Genomic DNA, 16,976 nt, shown 5'->3' with positions numbered 1-16,976 from the left:
GGAAACGCTGGAGCTGTAACGTTTCAGCCGCATCGAATTCGCAGCACCGGGGCCAACCCCCGATCTGCAATAACTTGAATCGCAGCCGCCTCTACGGCAGGCTTGCACGATTAACGACCCTTGTCCGGGAGAGACACACACAATGGCACTTATCAGCATGCGCCAGATGTTGGACCACGCCGCCGAATTCGGCTACGGCGTTCCAGCCTTCAACGTCAACAACCTTGAGCAGATGCGCGCGATCATGGAAGCCGCTGACAAGACTGACTCCCCGGTGATCGTTCAGGCTTCGGCCGGTGCGCGCAAGTACGCAGGTGCGCCGTTCCTGCGTCACCTGATTCTGGCGGCCATCGAAGAATTCCCGCACATCCCGGTGTGCATGCACCAAGACCACGGCACCAGCCCTGACGTCTGCCAGCGCTCCATCCAGCTGGGCTTCAGCTCGGTCATGATGGACGGCTCGCTGGGCGAAGACGGTAAAACCCCGACCGACTACGACTACAACGTTCGCGTCACTCAGCAAACCGTTGCCATGGCGCACGCTTGCGGCGTGTCGGTTGAAGGCGAGCTGGGCTGCCTGGGTTCTTTGGAAACCGGCATGGCGGGCGAAGAAGACGGTATCGGCGCTGAAGGCGTTCTGGATCACAGCCAAATGCTGACCGACCCGGAAGAAGCCGCAGACTTCGTAAAGCGCACCCAAGTGGACGCCCTGGCTATCGCCATCGGTACTTCCCACGGCGCTTACAAGTTCACCAAGCCACCTACCGGCGACGTGTTGGCGATTGACCGCATCAAAGAAATCCACAAGCGCATCCCGAACACTCACTTGGTAATGCACGGTTCGTCTTCGGTGCCACAAGAGTGGCTGGCGATCATCAACCAGTACGGCGGCGACATTAAAGAAACCTACGGTGTGCCGGTTGAAGAAATCGTTGAAGGCATCAAGTACGGCGTGCGCAAGGTCAACATCGACACCGACCTGCGTCTGGCCTCGACTGGCGCCATGCGTCGCCTGATGGCCACCAACCCAAGCGAGTTTGACCCGCGCAAATTCTTCGGCGCTACCGTGACGGCCATGCGCGACGTGTGCATCGCCCGTTACGAAGCCTTCGGCACCGCTGGCAATGCCTCGAAGATCAAGCCGATCTCCCTGGAAGCCATGTACCAGCGTTACCTCAAAGGTGAGCTGAACGCCAAGGTCAACTAAGCCTTAAGCGTCATGAAAAAGCCCGCAGCGATGCGGGCTTTTTTGTGCTCCTACAAGGTGTGGTGTATTTTTTCGGGATCTATGCCGTTGCCCTTGAGCAGGGCGTCCACCAGTGAACGGGCCATCTCGACCGAGTGCACCAGCGACCACACCAGCCCGCGCTCGATGCCGCTGGCCATTTCGGTGATTTCATCCGACACCTCTTCTGCCCCCTTGAGCATGATCGACACGTGCTGCAAGGCTTGCAGGGCGCGAACATCTGCCAGCACGGCAAACGGTGACTCAGGGCTGATGCCTTGCGCTTGCGTCGGCTGCAAGGTCTCCAGGTCTACGGGAGGGTCTTCGCGCAGGCGTTTGAGCAGGTCTTGGGTTGCATCATCGTGCAGATGATCATCACGCTGGATGCGTTTTGCTTTAGGACCGTCGGGCGTCGTCTTTTTCATGTCTCTTCCACGGGGATCATCGGCGACTCAAGAAGATAGCCCCCGGCCTTTCCACGCCGCAAGCAGCGCTTGCGGTCCCCGCGCTTTCTCGGAAGTGTCCGCCTCTTGGCAACGTAAACGTCTGACAAGGTAGCCATAAAAGCTGGATTCGCTACACTGGCGAACTTTTACGCTGTGCGTTGGCGCCCCATGACCGTGCTCAAATACCTCCAGGCTTACCCCCAATCGTTGCAGGATCAAGTGCGCCAATTGATCGAGCGCGACCAATTGGGCAGCTACCTGAACGAGCGTTATCCACAGCGCCATGCGGTGCAAAGCGACAAGGCCTTGTATGCCTACGCGCACGAGATCAAACAGCAATACCTGCGCAACGCGCCGTCCTTTGACAAGGTGCTGTTTGACAACCGCCTCGACCTCACCCACCGTGCGCTGGGCTTGCACACGACTATTTCGCGGGTGCAGGGTGGCAAGCTCAAGGCCAAGAAAGAACTGCGCGTGGCCTCGTTGTTCAAGGACGCTGCGCCAGAGTTCTTGAAGATGATCGTGGTGCACGAACTGGCGCACCTCAAAGAGTCCGACCACAACAAGGCGTTCTACAAACTGTGCGAACACATGCTGCCGGGTTATCACCAGCTGGAGTTTGACCTGCGGGTGTACCTGACCTGGCGCGATGCCCGCACTTAAGCTCGCACCTACAGGTGGCGTACTACATAACGGGAGTTCTGAATGGAAGTCAGTAAAACCAAAAGCAGTTTTTACCGGCGTTTGTACGTGGCCTGGTTGATCGACAGCCAAACCGCCAGCAGTGTGCCAGCGCTGACCGACGTCACCGGCATGCCGCGCCGCACCGCCCAGGACACCATTGCTGCCCTGGCCGATCTGGACATCGTGTGTGAGTTCGAACAACAGGACGGCGCCCGCAATCATGCCGGGCGCTACCTGATTCACAGCTGGGGAGCGATCGACAAGGCCTGGGTTGGCCAGCACCTGGAGCAGATCAAGCAGGTGCTCGGTTACCCTTAACCCCGGCGCATGCCGATGTGCGGGATGTCATCTTCAAGGTACGTCTCGCCTTCGGCCCGAAACCCGTGCTGCTCATAAAATGACTGCAAGTGCGCTTGCGCGGACATGAAAATCGGTTGCCCGGACCAATACTCTTCAATGTTTTCCAGCGCCACTTCCAGTAAGCGGTGCCCAAGCTTTTGCCCGCGCCCCCGGGGGGCAATGATCACCCGGCCAATGACCACGTCGCCGCCTTGGGATTCGGGGTCGAGCAAGCGGGCGTAGGCCACCAGCTTGTCGTCTTGCCAGCCCATCACGTGCAGCGTATCGCCCGACAGGTCTTGGCCGTCGACATCTTGATACGCGCATTTCTGTTCAACGACGAAGACTTCCGAGCGCAGCTCCAGAATGGCGTAGAGCTGTTCTTTGCCCAGATCGTCGTGGTGTTTGCAGAGCCAGTCAGTGGTCACGGTGTTGTCCTTGTTATCGAAACGATGGCCCGATAGTAGGCGTGATACTGACTGGCGCCAAGCTGCGATAAATCCTACGGAGCTTTGACCAAATGTGCAGCCAGGGTGCGCAACGGGCCGAGTTGGCGGCAAATCAGCGCCAACTGGGTTTGCACCAGCCGCAGGTTTTCATCAATGTCATCTGGCATCTGCTCCAGCTCATTGGCCAGTTTTTCTTCCTCGTCGCTTTGCACCGGCACCGGCAGCTTGGCGCTCAAACCATGGGCAATCTGGTCGATGCTGTCAGCAATGCGCCGCCCGGCGCCTTCGATCAACTGCTCGCGCAGCTCTGCCGGCAGTTCAGTGCCGCGATGCGCGCCCAGCCCCGACAAATAACTGAGCAAAGTGTGCGAGAGCACCAGAAAGCGGAAGCCCATGTCGGCGTCCTTACGGAAATGCCCCGGCTCCATCAGCATGTTGGCCAGCGTGGTCGACAGCGCCGCATCGGCGTTGTGGGCATTACGCCGGGCCAGACGATAGGCCAGGTCATCGCTTTTGCCCTGGGCGTATTGCTGGAGGATCTGGCGCAGGTACTGGCTGTTGCAGATCAAGGTATTGGCCAGCGCCTGATTGAGCCGACGGCCCTGCCAGTCCGGCAAGAACAGGAACACCGCCGCTGCCGCAATCACGCTGCCTACCAAGGTATCAAACAGCCGTGGCAAGAACAGCCCGTAACCGTCGCCCACCTGGTTGAAGCAGAACAGAACCATCAAGGTAATGGCGGCCGTGCTCAAGGTGTAACGCGTGGTGCGGTTGGTAAAGAACACCACCCCGGCCACCACCGCAAACAGCGACTGAATGATGGGGTTGGGGAACAGGTCGAACAGCGCCCAGCCCACCGCCAGGCCAATGGCCGTGCCGATAATCCGCTGGCTGAACTTGCGCCGCGTCGCGCCGTAGCTCGGCTGGCAGACGAACAGCGTGGTGAGGATGATCCAGTAACCCTGGCTTGGGTGAATCCAGTGCACCATGCCAAAGCCGATGCTCAACGCCAAAGGCAGGCGCAGGGCGTGGCGAAAGATCAGCGACGTCGGTGTGAGGTGCTGGCGCAGGCGCGACCACACGTCCTTGAGGTTGCGCGGTGAGCGGTCCAGCAGGCTGCTGTCGGTGGCATCGGCCAGGGCGTCGGGGTTGCTCGCATCGCTGAGCAAACGGTCCAGCGTGCCGAGGTTGGCCGCCAGTGCGCGCAGTGAGCGCAGCAGCCCGCGCCAGGCGGGATTGCTCTGAATGCGCAAGTGTTCGAGGGAGGCGTGCAAGTCGCCCAAGGCCTCGGCAAAGCTGTCGTCATAGACAAACGGCTGGCGCAGCTTGATCGACTCCGAGAGGCGCTGGCAGGCTACGCCTTGCTGGCGCAGCAGGCGTTGGCAACGGAACATCACGTCACTGTGGAAGAACGCGTCGGCGAGTGCGTTGTATGGGTAGTGCGACGAGCTGGCGCGTTCGTGAATGTCTTGCGCGAGGAAGTACAGCTTGAGGTAACGGCTGATTTTCGAGCCCGGCCGCGAATTGCCGACCCGGTGCAAAATGATCTCTTTGGCGGTGTTGAGTGCGGCCACCACGCGGCCGTTTTGCCGGGCCAGCTCCAGGCGGCCCGCCTCTACATCCAGCTTGCGCACCGGTTCAAACAGCGCCGACTTGAGCTTGAGGTACAAGCCCAGTTCCCAAAACAGCCGCGCCAGGCTCTGCTGTACCGGCTGGTTGGAAAACAGCGCCTGCCACAGCACCGAGAGCAGCCCGTACCAGGCCGCACCGGCCACCAGCAACAGCGGTTCGTGCCAGAAATCGGTGACTTCGCCACCGCGCTGGTCCACGCCGATCATGGTGTACACGGCCAGAATCAAGGTGGCCGAGGCAATCGCCCCGTAGCGTTCACCCAGCGCTCCGAGCATGGTCAGGGCAAAACTGGCCAGGGCCAGCGCGATGACCAGCAACCAAGGGTAGGGGAAGAGTAATTCGACACTGAGCGCCGAGGCGCTGAAGCACACCAGCGTGACCAGCAACGCATTCAAGCGGCCTTGCCAGCTGTCATCGGTTTCGGCCAGGGCGCTGGCAATAATCCCCAGGAACAAAGGAATCAGCAGCGACATCTCGTCCTGATACCAGCAAAAAGCCATGCTGCCGGTCAGGGCGATGAACACCCGGACGCTGTAACTGAACTTGTCCCGCGCCCACAAGCGGCGCAGTGATTGGCTGAAAGAGGTCGATGACATGGAGTGGCGGTGCCTGGCTCGAGATTCGCTAAATTGAGCCAGATAAGACGTTAGTGCAATGGCACTGTTCACATCGAACAGAAAATATTTTTTGCCTGAATACAAACCCGCGTTGAAGGTACGCCTGTGTCAGGCGTACTGCGCGGCGGCATACCCGGATGCCCACGCCCACTGGAAGTTGAAGCCGCCCAGGTGGCCGCTTACATCCAGCACTTCGCCGACAAAATACAGCCCCGGGCTTTTCAGCGATTCCATGGTCTTGGACGACACTTCGCGAGTGTCCACGCCACCCAGCGTGACTTCGGCGGTGCGATAGCCTTCGGTCCCGGCGGGCACGACAGTCCAGCACGCCAGCTTGTTGGCCACGTCGGCCAGTTCACTTGGTGTGTATTGCTTCATGGGTTTGGACACGAACCAATGCTCGGCCAGCAAGTTGGCCATCTTCTTGGTGAAGATTTCCCCGAGCAGGGTTTTCAGTTCGCTGTTCGGGCGTTCGGCCTGTTGGGCTTGCAGCCAGCTCAGCGCGTCCAGATCCGGCAACAGGTTGATCTCAACCGTGTCACCGCTGTTCCAGAACGACGAGATCTGCAAAATCGCCGGGCCGCTCAGGCCGCGGTGGGTGAACAGAATGTTCTCGCGAAAACTCTGATCGTTGCAGTTCACCAGGCAGTCCACCGAGGTGCCCGACAGTTCACTGCAAATCTCTTTGAGCTGATCGGTGATGGTGAACGGCACCAATCCTGCGCGGGTCGGCAGCAAGGTGTGGCCGAACTGCCTGGCCACTTGGTAACCAAACCCGGTGGCGCCCAGCGTCGGGATCGACAAGCCGCCGGTAGCGATCACCAGCGACTGGCAGTTCAACTGATCCAGCGTGGTCTTGAGGCTGTAACCGCTGTCGGTTTTTTCGATCTGCTCCACCGAGGTGTCCAGGTGCAGGCTGACACCGGCTTGCTGGCACTCGCTGAGGAGCATCTCAAGGATGTCGCTGGACTTGTTATCGCAAAACAACTGGCCGAGTTTTTTCTCGTGGTAAGGCACGCCGTGTTTGCTCACCAGTTCGATGAAGTCCCATTGGGTGTATCGGGCCAGCGCCGATTTACAGAAGTGCGGGTTCTGCGACAGAAAGTTGCCCGGCTCGGTGTACATATTGGTGAAGTTGCAGCGACCACCGCCCGACATCAGGATCTTTTTGCCGGCCTTGTTGGCGTGGTCAATCAGCAACACCTTGCGCCCACGCCCGGCAGCGGTCAGCGCGCACATCAAACCTGCGGCGCCAGCGCCAATAATCACAACGTCGGTGGTACGCAAAGCGGTGTCCTCAAATACGGCGGGGAACTCTGTAGGAGCGAGCTTGCTCGCGATCTATTGATCTTTAAAAGCAAAGATCGCGAGCAAGCTCGCTCCTACAGGGGCGGGGTGGGGGGGGGTTACAACACTCGAACGCGCAGCGAGCGGCCTTTGATTTTGCCTTCGCTCAAGCGCTGGCAAGCCTGCTTGGCGATGGTGCGATCCACGGCCACGTAGGCCTGGAAATCAAAGATCGCGATTTTGCCGACTTGGGCACCGGGGATGCCTGCGTCGCCGGTCAAGGCACCCAGAATGTCGCCAGGGCGGACTTTGTCTTTGCGGCCTGCGCCAATCACCAGGGTGCTCATGGCTGGCAGCAACGGGGCGCCGCCCTTGGAGGTCAGAGTGTCCAGCGATTCCCAGTTCAGCGGGGCCTTTTGCAGTTGCTCGATGGCCTGGGCGCGGTGCGCTTCAGACGGTGCCACCAGGCTGATCGCGATGCCTTTTTCGCCTGCACGGCCGGTACGGCCCACGCGGTGAATGTGGATCTCCGAATCACGGGCCAACTCAACGTTGATCACCATGTCCAGCGCGTCGATGTCCAGACCACGGGCGGCCACGTCGGTAGCAACCAGCACCGAGGTCGAGCGGTTGGCGAACATCGCCAGCACTTGATCGCGGTCGCGTTGTTCCAGGTCGCCGTGCAGGCCAACAGCCGAAATGCCCTTGGAAGTCAGGTGGTCAACGGTTTCTTGTACCTGCTGCTTGGTGAAGCAGAACGCCACGCACGACTGCGGACGGAAGTGCGCCAGCACTTTGGTCACGGCGCTCATGCGTTCATCGGGGGCGATTTCGAAGAAGCGCTGCTCAATCTGGCTGTCGGTGTGCAGCGCCTCAGCCTTGACTTGCTGCGGGTCGCGCATGAACTTGGAGGCCAACTGCTTGATGCCCACCGGGTAAGTGGCCGAAAACAGCAGGGTCTGGCGACGTGCCGGGGTCTGCACAATGATGTCTTCGATGGCGTCGTAGAAACCCATGTCGAGCATGCGGTCGGCTTCGTCGAGCACCAGCGTGTTCAGGCCGTCGAGCACCAGCGAACCTTTGCGCAAGTGCTGCTGGATACGCCCCGGCGTGCCGACAATGATGTGCGCGCCGTGCTCCAGCGAGCCGATTTGCGGGCCGAACGACACGCCGCCACACAGGGTCAGCACTTTGATGTTGTCTTCGGCGCGGGCCAGACGGCGAATTTCCTTGGCCACCTGGTCAGCCAGTTCGCGGGTAGGGCAAATCACCAGCGCCTGGCAGCCGAAGTAGCGCGGGTTGATCGGGTTCAGCAGGCCGATGCCGAAGGCGGCGGTTTTGCCGCTGCCGGTCTTGGCCTGAGCGATCAGGTCCATGCCTTTGAGGATCACCGGCAAGCTCTGCGCCTGAATCGGCGTCATCTGGGCATAACCGAGGGAGTCGAGGTTAGCCAGCATGGCGGCGGACAGGGGGAGCGTGTTGAAAGCGGTGGCAATGGTGGTCACGGGACTGGCCTGCAAAACAAAATGTCGCGCAGTGTAACAGCCCGTTGCCCAATGCCCGAACATTCTGGACGAGAAGTCATCACCTTCTCTGTAGGAGCGAGCTTGCCTCGCGATCTTTTAGACGATCAAAAGATCGCGAGACAAAGGCCCTATTAATGATCCAGCTCATGCTCCGAGTTGGCTTTGGGCTTACGACCGTCCTGCGGTGACAGTTGCAAGAAGATCGCCGCTGCCAGCATGGCCATGATGCCGACGGTCAGGAAGGTCAACTGGAACGCCCCCAGCACGGTGTGCACGTCGTCACCGGCGCCGTCGCCCGAGAACCCGCCCAGCAAGGCACCGGCACAGGCAACCCCAAGGCTCAGCGACAACTGCGCCACCACCGAAAGCAAGCTGTTGCCGCTGCTGGCGCTGGCATCGTCCAGGTCGATCAAGGTCACGGTGTTCATGGCAGTGAACTGCAGCGAGTTGATGGCCCCCAAAATCGCCAGCATCGTCAGCAGCAGCGGGTACGGGGTTTGAGCCGTGACCAGGCCCATGCTGGCCAGCATGATGCCGAGTGCCAGCGTGTTGCCGGTCAGGATCGTGCGATAGCCCAGACGCTCGATCAACGGCCGTGCGCCCCACTTGGCCAGCATGGCGGCGGCTGCCAATGGCAACATGCTCATGCCGGCGTCTGACGGTGAATAGCCCAGCGCCACTTGCAGCAGCAACGGCACCAGAAACGGCAAGGCGCCGCTGCCCAGGCGGGCAAACAGGTTGCCCAAAATGCCCACGGCAAAGGTTTTGGTTTTAAACAGCGTCGGGGAAAAAAGCGGGTTGCTGATGTTGGCGGCCCGCAGCCAGTACGCCGCCAGGCACGCCAGCCCGGCAAACAGCAGCAACATGACCCGCAGGTGCGGCATGTGCAGTTCGCCCAGGCCTTCCATGGCGATGGTGATAAACACCATGGCCGCGCCAAACAGCAAGAAGCCCCAGGCATCGAAGCGTGAGCGCCCGTCGCCGCGCAAGTCGGGGATCATTTTCCAGACCGCCCAGCAGCCCAGCATGCCCACCGGCAGGTTGATCAAAAAGATCCAGTGCCAGCTCAGGTACTGCACCATCCAGCCGCCCAGGGTGGGACCGATCAGCGGGCCGAGCAGGCCGGGGATGGTAATAAAGCCCATGATCCGCACCAGCTCCGAACGCGGGTAGGCCTTGAGCACCACCAGCCGCCCGACCGGCACCATCAAGGCACCGCCCAGCCCTTGAAGCACACGGGCGGCGATCAATTCATTGAGCGTGCCGGACAAGGCGCACAGCAGCGAGCCGAGGCTGAACAGCAAAATGGCGCTGAAGAAGATTTTTTTGGTGCCGAAGCGGTCAGCGATCCAGCCCGAGGCCGGGATCAGCAAGGCCACCGTGAGCATGTAGGCAACGATCACCCCTTGCATGCGCAGCGGGTTTTCCTTGAGGTCGCTGGCCATGGCCGGCAGTGCGGTGTTGAGGATCGTGCCGTCGAGCGACTGCATGAAAAACGCGATGGCCACCACCCAAGGCAACCACCGTAAAATTTCGGGCGTGAGAACCGGACGTTCGGGCATAGGACCTCTTGTTGTGATCATTCAAAAACCTGTGGGAGCGGGCTTGCTCGCGATGCAGGCGACTCGGTATGCCTGCATCATCGTGCCGCTGCCATCGCGAGCAAGCCCGCTCCCACAATTTGGAGTGATGCTGCCTCTTACAACGTGAGCGTGAGTTTTTTGACCACCGCACCCGGCAATAGATTCGATGCAGTCTGGCGTTGGTCGTAGGTGCTGGCCGAGACCAGCAGCTCCCGCTCTGCCGTCAGTGCTTCTAGCTGCGAACCCAGCAGGCTGTACACGCTGTCATCAAACCGCATGGTATTCACCGGGGCCTTGATCTCGCCGTCTTCGACCCAGAACGTGGCGAACCGGGTCATGCCGGTCAGGCGTGCTGCTGGTTGATCAGAATAGTTCAAGTACCACAGGTTGCTGATGTACAGCCCGGTGCCCAACTGCTTGAGGATATCGGCCTGCGCCAGTTGCCCGGCCGCCATTGCCAGTGCGCTGGGTGCTTCGCTGCCCGGCGCGCCGTTGACCTTGAGGCCATATTCAGCGGCGCTGCGCGAACTCACCAGTTGCTCGGCGGCCTTGCCGTGTTTGACCAGCGACAAGTCCTGACGCGGGTAGCCCTCGCCGGAAAACGCCGGGCTTAACGACTGGCTTACGTGTTCGTCCAGCGACACCAGCGGGCTCAGCTCGGCATCACCGCCATAGAGCTTTTGCAGCGGGCTGTATTTGCTGGCCAGCGCTTGGGCCGAGAAGCCGCCCCAGCAGAGCATGCTCATGACTTCTTCCAGTGCCGCAGGGGCCAGGTAAGCGCGGTACTCGCCGGGGGCCAGTACGTGGGCCGGGCGGTCGAGAAACGCCAACTGCTCGCGGGCCAGTTGCATGCGCTGGGCGAAGCGCTCGCTGTCCCACTGGGCACCGGCGTAGCTGGCTTTAACCGCTTGGCCGTTGCTGTGGAACAGGCTCCAGTCAAAGTTGAAACTGTTGGCCTCGTGCCAGCCCAGCGCGCCTTGCGAACTGGCGTAGCCGTAGCTGATCGGGCCGCTGGCGTAGAAGCCGACCAGATCAACCCCGTGGGCGGCGCGGCGGATTTCATCCAGCACCTGCGCCGTGTCCGGCAACGGTTCGGTTTGCTCGGTGTGGCTGTGCCACGGCTCCGAGTTGAGCAGCAAATACGGGTCGACCGGCAGCAGCGGCACGGTGTCGCGCAGTTGTTTCAGCGCATCGGACACCCGTTGTTGGTCAACCGCAGGCTCACCGGCCAGGGTTATGTTGACGCTGGCATGGCGGCCTTCGTTGATCAGCTTGAGGCTAAGGCTGGCCTGCTGAACCACACCGGCCTGGCGCACTTTACCCTTGTTGAAGCGAATAAACTCCGAGGTTTCGGCGTTGTAGCCCACGGTGAATTGCTCGGGGCTGACCAGCGCCTTGCGCAGCCACGCCACCAACCCTTCGAACTGCTCGGCCTGACTCATTGGCGTACCCATCAGGCATCCCCTCCAAACACATCAATTTGACTGAACACACAGGCCGGGGACGCGTGCCCCACGCGGATCACCTGGTTGGGTTCTCCTTTGCCGCAGTTGGGCGTGCCCAATACCTTAAAGGTGCTGGCGTCGCCCACGGCGCTAAGGTCGCGCCAGAACTGCTCGGAAATACCCCGATAGTTGGGGTTTTTCACCACGCCTTTGAGTTCGCCATTTTCGATCAACTGGCCCCATTCACAGCCGAACTGGAACTTGTTGCGGGCATCGTCAATCGACCATGAGCGGTTGTTGGCCATCAAAATGCCGTGCTCGATGCCGCCAATCAACTGCGCCATGGACTGATCGCCCGGCTCGATATTGAGGTTGGCCATGCGGTCAATCGGGGCGCGGTTCCAGCTGCAGGCGCGGCTGTTGGCCACGCCTTCGAGGCCTGCACGGAACTGCGACAGCGCGCCGCCCAGCGGGCGCAGGAGCAGACCTTCGCGGATCAAGAATTCTTTGCTCGCGGGGGTTCCGTCATCGTCAAAGCTGTAACTGGCGAGTTGCTCGGGAATCGTCGGGTCGAATGTCACGTTGAGCAAGTTAGAGCCGTATTGCAGGCTGCCGAAGTCGCTGATTTTGACGAAGCTGGTGCCGGCGTAATTGCGCTCGTCGCCCAAGATCCGGTCCAACTCCAGCGGGTGGCCGATGGACTCGTGGATCTGCAGGATCATCTGGTCGGGCATCAGCAGCAAGTCGCGGGTGCCTTGCGGGGTGTTGGGGGCGAGCAGCAATTGCAGCGCTTGGTCGGCCACCGTGGGGCCTGCGCCGATCAGACCGCAGCGGCGGATCACATCGGCGCCGCCTTGCTGGCCAAAGTTATCGCGGCCCAAGGTGCGGCTTTGGCTGTCTTGGCCGTCGTAGGCGGTCACGCTCATGCCGGGGAAGACAAACCGTTGCGCCTGCCGCAGCTCGGCGCCTGCGCTGTTGAGGTAGATCTGTTCGACGTGGGTCAGCCCTAGCGAGGCAACCCAACTCACCAGCCGCTCGTCCTTGGGCACGGCGGCCGACTCGGCGCCCAGCAGCGCATAGCAGTCGCTCAGGGACGGGAACGCCTGGTCGAGATCGGGCGAGCAGTAATCAGACTTGGCGTTGGACACCGGCTCGTGGCCCAGGTCGAGCAGCGCGTGGTCGGCGATTAACTGGGCCTGGGCTTCGGCACGTTCCAGCGCAGCTTGCAGCCCCGCCTGGGATAAATCGTTGGTGGCCGCGTAGGCTTCTACGCCCTTGAGCCGGACGGTCAGCATCGCCCCTTGATCGTGGTTGAAATAAGGCGGTTCTGCGACGTTTTTGCGTACCGACAGGTATTGCCCGGATTCACGTACATAACGCAGCGAAAAGAACTCGGCTCGGGTACGCAGGGCGGCAAAGCGCTGCTTGAGCTGAGGGTGAAAATCGAACATGCACGGACCTCCGAAAGCGGGAAATCGGGTGTACAGCGGGGAGTGAGACGCGAAACGAGGACCTAGAGTAGGCCTGCGTAGAGGTGGGGGCAAGCGGGGGAGAATGAAACGTCATGGATCTGTAGGAGCGAGCTTGTCTCGCGATCTTTTAAACGATCAAAAGATCGCGAGGCAAGCTCGCTCCTACAGTTATTGCGGTGTTACTGCGCGGTGCGGCTCACTTCGCGCAGGGGCTTGCCACGCACAGGGGCATCGCCTGCGACGTAGTAGTCGGCGGTGCTGCGCGGCAATGGCTGGCGGCCACGAATCTTGTCGGCGATTTTCTCGGCGATCATGATCGTCGGCGCGTTCAGGTTACCGGTGGTGATCAGCGGCATGATCGAGGCATCGACCACACGCAGACCTTGCAGGCCATGTACGCGACCTTCGCCGTCAACCACGGCCATCTCGTCGGTGCCCATTTTGCACGAGCAGGACGGGTGGAAGGCCGTTTCGGCGTGTTCACGGATAAACGTGTCCAGCTCTTCGTCGGTCTGCTTGTCGATGCCCGGGCTGATTTCGCGGCCACGGTACGCGTCCAGTGCAGGCTGCTGCATGATTTCACGGGTCAGGCGGATGCCGTCGCGGAACTCTTGCCAGTCTTGCTCGGTGGACATGTAGTTGAACAGGATGCTCGGGTATTCACGCGGGTCGCGGGACTTCACGTTGACCCGGCCACGGCTCGGCGAACGCATGGAACCCATGTGCGCCTGGAAGCCGTGCTCTTTCACACCGTTGCTGCCGTTGTAGTTAATCGCCACCGGCAAGAAGTGGTACTGAATGTTCGGCCAGTCGAAATGCTCGCGGGTGCGGATAAAGCCACCGGCTTCGAACTGGTTGCTGGCACCAATGCCTTTGCCGGCGAACAGCCACTCGGCGCCAATGGCCGGCTGGTTCCACCACAGCAGCGACGGGTACAGCGACACCGGCTGAGTGCACGCGTATTGCAGGTACAGCTCAAGGTGGTCTTGCAGGTTCTGGCCAACGCCCGGCAGGTCATGCACCACCGGGATGTCGAGGCTGTTGAGCAGTTCGGCCGGGCCTACACCCGAACGTTGCAGTACAGTCGGCGAACCGATGGCGCCGCTGCACAGCAGGACTTCTTTGCGTGCACGGGCTTCAATGCGCACGTGGTTGTCGCCGGTCATGTAATGCACGCCGACCGCACGCTTGCCTTCAAAGATAATCTTGTCGGTCAGGGCATGGGTGACGATGGTCAGCGTCGGGCGCTGTTTGGCGATGTCCAGGTAACCGCGAGCGGTGCTGGCGCGACGGCCGTTTGGCGTCACGGTACGGTCCATCGGGCCGAAGCCTTCTTGCTGGTAGCCGTTCAAGTCTTCGGTGCGCGGGTAACCGGCTTGCACGCCTGCTTCAACCATGGCGTGGAACAGCACGTTGTTACCGGCTTTAGGCGTGGTCACGCTGACCGGGCCATCGCCGCCGTGGTAATCGTTGGGGCCGATGTCGCGGGTTTCTGCCTTGCGGAAATACGGCAGGCAGTCCAGGTACGACCAGTCTTCCAGGCCAGGGTTTTTTGCCCAGCCGTCGTAGTCCATCGCGTTACCACGGATGTAGCACATGCCGTTGATCAGCGACGAGCCGCCCAGGCCCTTGCCACGGCCACATTCCATGCGGCGACCGTCCATGTGTGGTTCCGGGTCGGTTTCGAACGCCCAGTTGTAGCGACGGCCTTGCAGCGGGAACGCCAGCGCGGCAGGCATTTGGGTACGGAAGTCGAAACGGTAGTCCGGGCCGCCTGCTTCAAGCAGCAGCACGGTGACGCCTTGGTCTTCAGTCAGACGGGTCGCCAAGGTGTTACCGGCAGAGCCGGCACCAATGATGATGTAGTCGAATTCTTGGGACATAAAATGCACCCTCTTTGAAGTTGTGGCACAAACCGTGGGAGCGGGCTTGCTCGCGATTCATGCGACGCGGTCTGTCAGGCAGACCGCAGCGATTCCATCGCGGGCAAGCCCGCTCCCACAGGGCTTAGAACACCGAAACGTAGTCGCCCAGCTCTACCTGTACCGATTTGATCTGGGTGTACTGAGCCAGCGAGCTGATGCCGTTTTCACGGCCAATACCCGATTGCTTGTAACCGCCCACCGGCATTTTTGCGTCGGACTCGCCCCACGCGTTGATCCAGCAAATGCCCGCTTCCAGCTGATGAATCACGCGGTGCGCGCGGTTCAGGTCTTTGGTGACGATACCGGCGGCCAGGCCGAACTCGGTGTCGTTGGCGCGGCGGATCACTTCTTCTTCGGTGTCGTACGTCAGGATGCTCATCACCGGGCCAAAGATTTCTTCTTTGACGATGGTCATCTCGTCGGTGCAGTCAGTGAACACGGTCGGGGCCACGAAGGCGCCTTTGCCCAGTGCGCCTTCGGTCAGACGTTCGCCGCCGCACAGCACGCGGGCGCCTTCTTCTTTACCCTTGGCAATGTAGCCCAGCACGCTTTCCATGTGAGCAAAGCTGACCAGCGGGCCGAAGTTGGTGTTTTCGTCTTCCGGGTTGCCGATGCGGATGCGCGCAACGCGCTCCAAAATCTTGGCTTCGAAAGCGGCTTTGAGTGCGGTTGGCACGAACACGCGGGTGCCGTTGGTGCACACCTGGCCCGAGCTGTAGAAGTTGGCCATCATCGCGGTGTCAGCCGCGCGGTCCAGGTCAGCGTCGTCAAAAATGATCAGTGGCGACTTGCCGCCCAGTTCCATGGTCACTTCCTTCAAGGAAGAGCTGGTGGCGCTGGAGGTGACTTTTTTGCCGGTGTCGGTGCCGCCGGTGAACGAGATTTTCTCGATGCGCGGGTGCTCGGTCAGCCAGGTGCCGACTTCACGGCCGCTGCCGGTCAGAACGTTGAACACGCCGTCTGGCAGGCCCGCTTCGGTGAAGATCTCAGCCAGCTTCAAGGTGGTCAGCGAGGTGACTTCGCTTGGCTTGAAGATCATCGCGTTACCGGCCGCCAGGGCGGGTGCGGATTTCCACAGGGCGATCTGGATCGGGTAGTTCCAGGCGCCAATACCGGCCACAACGCCCAGCGGCTCGCGGCGGGTGTAAACGAAAGAGGTGGTGCGCAGCGGGATTTGCTCGCCTTCGATGGCGGGCGCCAGGCCTGCGTAGTATTCCAGCACGTCGGCGCCGGTGACGATGTCGACGTAACGGGTTTCGGAGTACGACTTGCCGGTGTCCAGGGTTTCCAGAGCCGCCAGTTCATCGTTGCGCTCGCGCAGGATCTCAACGGCGCGACGCAGAATGCGCGAACGCTCCATGGAGGTCATGGCGGCCCAGATTTTCTGGCCTTTTTCAGCGCTGACAACAGCGCGCTCGACGTCTTCCTTGGTCGCACGTTGCACTTGTGCGAGGACTTCGCCGTTAGCCGGGTTGATGGCATCGAAAGTAGCGTCGCTACCGGCGTCGGTGTAGCCGCCGTCGATGTAGAGTTTTTGCAATTCGAAACGGGCCATAAAATCCTCGCAAGTGCAGACAAGTGGTGGGCGTTAATCGTCAATCGGGTGCCATCTAACTGTGGCAGCGCAGATTCACGACAGTTCAGGGGTTAAGCGTTAATTGAGGCCTAACTCACCTGTTTCGCCAGTTGTAGATCCATGTATTCGTAGCAGATGCGTTGTGCCTGTTCGGTGTCGAAAGCGTCACCCGACAGAGCACCCCGCAACCATAGACCATCGATGAGCGCTGCCAGGCCCCGTGCGGCGTTGCGGGCTTGAGCCTGCGGCAACACGCGACGAAATTGGCAGCACAGATTGGAGTACAAGCGGTGATCGTTGATCCGCTGCAATCTGTGCAACGACGGTTGGTGCATGCTGGCTGCCCAAAAGGCCAACCAGGTTTTCATCGCCGGGCCACTGACCTGGCTCGCGTCAAAGTTGCCTTCAACGATCACCTTCAAGTGCGCCCTTGGGCTGTCATCGTCGAGTGCTTGGCGGCGCTCGGCGACGTTATCGATCAGAACGTTCATCAGATACCGCATGGTGGCGGCGATCAGACCGTTCTTGTCCTTGAAATAGTGACTGATGATGCCGTTTGAAACGCCCGCCAAACGGGCGATTAGCGCAATGCTGGCATCTGCCATCCCGACCTGATCGACCGCCGTCAAAGTGGCTTCGATCAACTGCTGGCGGCGTATGGGTTGCATACCGACCTTGGGCATTGTGTGCATCTCCTTGGGGCCGGCGCGCAGCGCATGACAATCACTGAACGACGGCCAGTCTATTTTGTTTTGATTGAACGTTCAATC

General features: G+C 60.7%; 14 protein-coding genes. 3 read left to right on the top strand and 11 right to left on the bottom strand.

What is annotated here, in order from left to right; all coding sequences use genetic code 11:
* Positions 1-142 precede the first annotated feature (142 nt).
* The gene (fba, locus tag GHO32_RS20520; RefSeq protein ID WP_007913760.1) at positions 143-1,207 is read left to right on the top strand and encodes a class II fructose-bisphosphate aldolase; all 1,065 of its coding nucleotides are present in this window, start codon (positions 143-145) and stop codon (positions 1,205-1,207) included.
* 50 nt (positions 1,208-1,257) lie between these two features.
* Here the strand turns inward: fba and GHO32_RS20515 are convergent, their stop codons facing one another.
* The gene (locus tag GHO32_RS20515) at positions 1,258-1,650 is read right to left on the bottom strand and encodes a hypothetical protein (protein ID WP_048385015.1); all 393 of its coding nucleotides are present in this window, start codon (positions 1,648-1,650) and stop codon (positions 1,258-1,260) included.
* A gap of 189 nt (positions 1,651-1,839) precedes the next feature.
* On the opposite strand from GHO32_RS20515, the gene GHO32_RS20510 reads away from it, so the two are divergent.
* On the top strand, positions 1,840-2,334 hold the full coding sequence (locus tag GHO32_RS20510; RefSeq protein ID WP_153335122.1) for a YgjP-like metallopeptidase domain-containing protein: 495 nt from the start codon (positions 1,840-1,842) through the stop codon (positions 2,332-2,334).
* A gap of 42 nt (positions 2,335-2,376) precedes the next feature.
* Complete coding sequence (locus GHO32_RS20505; protein ID WP_153335123.1) at positions 2,377-2,673, top strand: helix-turn-helix domain-containing protein; 297 nt, start codon at positions 2,377-2,379, stop codon at positions 2,671-2,673.
* On the opposite strand, the gene GHO32_RS20500 is transcribed toward GHO32_RS20505, so the two are convergent.
* The 10 genes from GHO32_RS20500 to betI all read right to left on the bottom strand — a co-directional run bounded on the left by GHO32_RS20500 (position 2,670) and on the right by betI (position 16,889).
* A complete protein-coding gene (locus GHO32_RS20500; RefSeq protein WP_368668388.1) occupies positions 2,670-3,122 on the bottom strand; it encodes a GNAT family N-acetyltransferase in 453 nt (150 codons plus the stop codon). The two genes, GHO32_RS20505 and GHO32_RS20500, sit on opposite strands and share 4 nt — an antisense overlap.
* A gap of 74 nt (positions 3,123-3,196) precedes the next feature.
* Positions 3,197-5,371, bottom strand: a complete 2,175-nt coding sequence (gene yccS / locus GHO32_RS20495; protein ID WP_153335124.1) for a YccS family putative transporter — start codon at positions 5,369-5,371, stop codon at positions 3,197-3,199.
* A 129-nt stretch (positions 5,372-5,500) separates the two neighbouring features.
* Positions 5,501-6,679, bottom strand: a complete 1,179-nt coding sequence (locus GHO32_RS20490; RefSeq protein WP_153335125.1) for an NAD(P)/FAD-dependent oxidoreductase — start codon at positions 6,677-6,679, stop codon at positions 5,501-5,503.
* Positions 6,680-6,798: 119 nt separating this feature from the next.
* A complete protein-coding gene (gene dbpA / locus GHO32_RS20485) occupies positions 6,799-8,136 on the bottom strand; it encodes an ATP-dependent RNA helicase DbpA (protein WP_256665477.1) in 1,338 nt (445 codons plus the stop codon).
* A 200-nt stretch (positions 8,137-8,336) separates the two neighbouring features.
* Positions 8,337-9,767: a multidrug transporter subunit MdtD gene (mdtD, locus tag GHO32_RS20480; protein WP_048370838.1), complete on the bottom strand. Its 1,431-nt coding sequence runs from the start codon at positions 9,765-9,767 to the stop codon at positions 8,337-8,339.
* Between the two features lie 137 nt (positions 9,768-9,904).
* Positions 9,905-11,242, bottom strand: coding sequence for a TldD/PmbA family protein (locus tag GHO32_RS20475; RefSeq protein ID WP_153335127.1), 1,338 nt, complete (start codon positions 11,240-11,242; stop codon positions 9,905-9,907).
* Positions 11,242-12,684, bottom strand: coding sequence for a TldD/PmbA family protein (locus tag GHO32_RS20470; RefSeq protein WP_153335128.1), 1,443 nt, complete (start codon positions 12,682-12,684; stop codon positions 11,242-11,244). The genes GHO32_RS20475 and GHO32_RS20470 overlap by 1 nt, the downstream gene beginning before the upstream one ends.
* Before the next feature lie 200 nt (positions 12,685-12,884).
* Complete coding sequence (betA, locus tag GHO32_RS20465) at positions 12,885-14,588, bottom strand: choline dehydrogenase (protein WP_153335129.1); 1,704 nt, start codon at positions 14,586-14,588, stop codon at positions 12,885-12,887.
* 124 nt (positions 14,589-14,712) lie between these two features.
* A complete protein-coding gene (gene betB, locus GHO32_RS20460; RefSeq protein WP_048373953.1) occupies positions 14,713-16,185 on the bottom strand; it encodes a betaine-aldehyde dehydrogenase in 1,473 nt (490 codons plus the stop codon).
* A gap of 110 nt (positions 16,186-16,295) precedes the next feature.
* A complete protein-coding gene (gene betI, locus GHO32_RS20455; RefSeq protein ID WP_048373954.1) occupies positions 16,296-16,889 on the bottom strand; it encodes a transcriptional regulator BetI in 594 nt (197 codons plus the stop codon).
* Positions 16,890-16,976 lie beyond the last annotated feature (87 nt).

The sequence above is a fragment of the Pseudomonas sp. FSL R10-2189 genome (assembly GCF_009600325.1).
Lineage (GTDB): Bacteria > Pseudomonadota > Gammaproteobacteria > Pseudomonadales > Pseudomonadaceae > Aquipseudomonas > Aquipseudomonas helleri.
This window is presented reverse-complemented; position numbering and strand designations above follow the sequence as displayed.

Excerpts from the sequence above, each read along its gene's own strand:
- fba (WP_007913760.1), top strand. The coding sequence starts at position 143 with ATGGCACTTATCAGCATGCGCCAGATGTTGGACCACGCCGCCGAATTC.
- GHO32_RS20515 (WP_048385015.1), bottom strand. The coding sequence starts at position 1,650 with ATGAAAAAGACGACGCCCGACGGTCCTAAAGCAAAACGCATCCAGCGT.
- GHO32_RS20510 (WP_153335122.1), top strand. The coding sequence starts at position 1,840 with ATGACCGTGCTCAAATACCTCCAGGCTTACCCCCAATCGTTGCAGGAT.
- GHO32_RS20505 (WP_153335123.1), top strand. The coding sequence starts at position 2,377 with ATGGAAGTCAGTAAAACCAAAAGCAGTTTTTACCGGCGTTTGTACGTG.
- yccS (WP_153335124.1), bottom strand. The coding sequence starts at position 5,371 with ATGTCATCGACCTCTTTCAGCCAATCACTGCGCCGCTTGTGGGCGCGG.
- dbpA (WP_256665477.1), bottom strand. The coding sequence starts at position 8,136 with ATGCTGGCTAACCTCGACTCCCTCGGTTATGCCCAGATGACGCCGATT.
- mdtD (WP_048370838.1), bottom strand. The coding sequence starts at position 9,767 with ATGCCCGAACGTCCGGTTCTCACGCCCGAAATTTTACGGTGGTTGCCT.
- GHO32_RS20475 (WP_153335127.1), bottom strand. The coding sequence starts at position 11,242 with ATGGGTACGCCAATGAGTCAGGCCGAGCAGTTCGAAGGGTTGGTGGCG.
- GHO32_RS20470 (WP_153335128.1), bottom strand. The coding sequence starts at position 12,684 with ATGTTCGATTTTCACCCTCAGCTCAAGCAGCGCTTTGCCGCCCTGCGT.
- betA (WP_153335129.1), bottom strand. The coding sequence starts at position 14,588 with ATGTCCCAAGAATTCGACTACATCATCATTGGTGCCGGCTCTGCCGGT.
- betB (WP_048373953.1), bottom strand. The coding sequence starts at position 16,185 with ATGGCCCGTTTCGAATTGCAAAAACTCTACATCGACGGCGGCTACACC.
- betI (WP_048373954.1), bottom strand. The coding sequence starts at position 16,889 with ATGCCCAAGGTCGGTATGCAACCCATACGCCGCCAGCAGTTGATCGAA.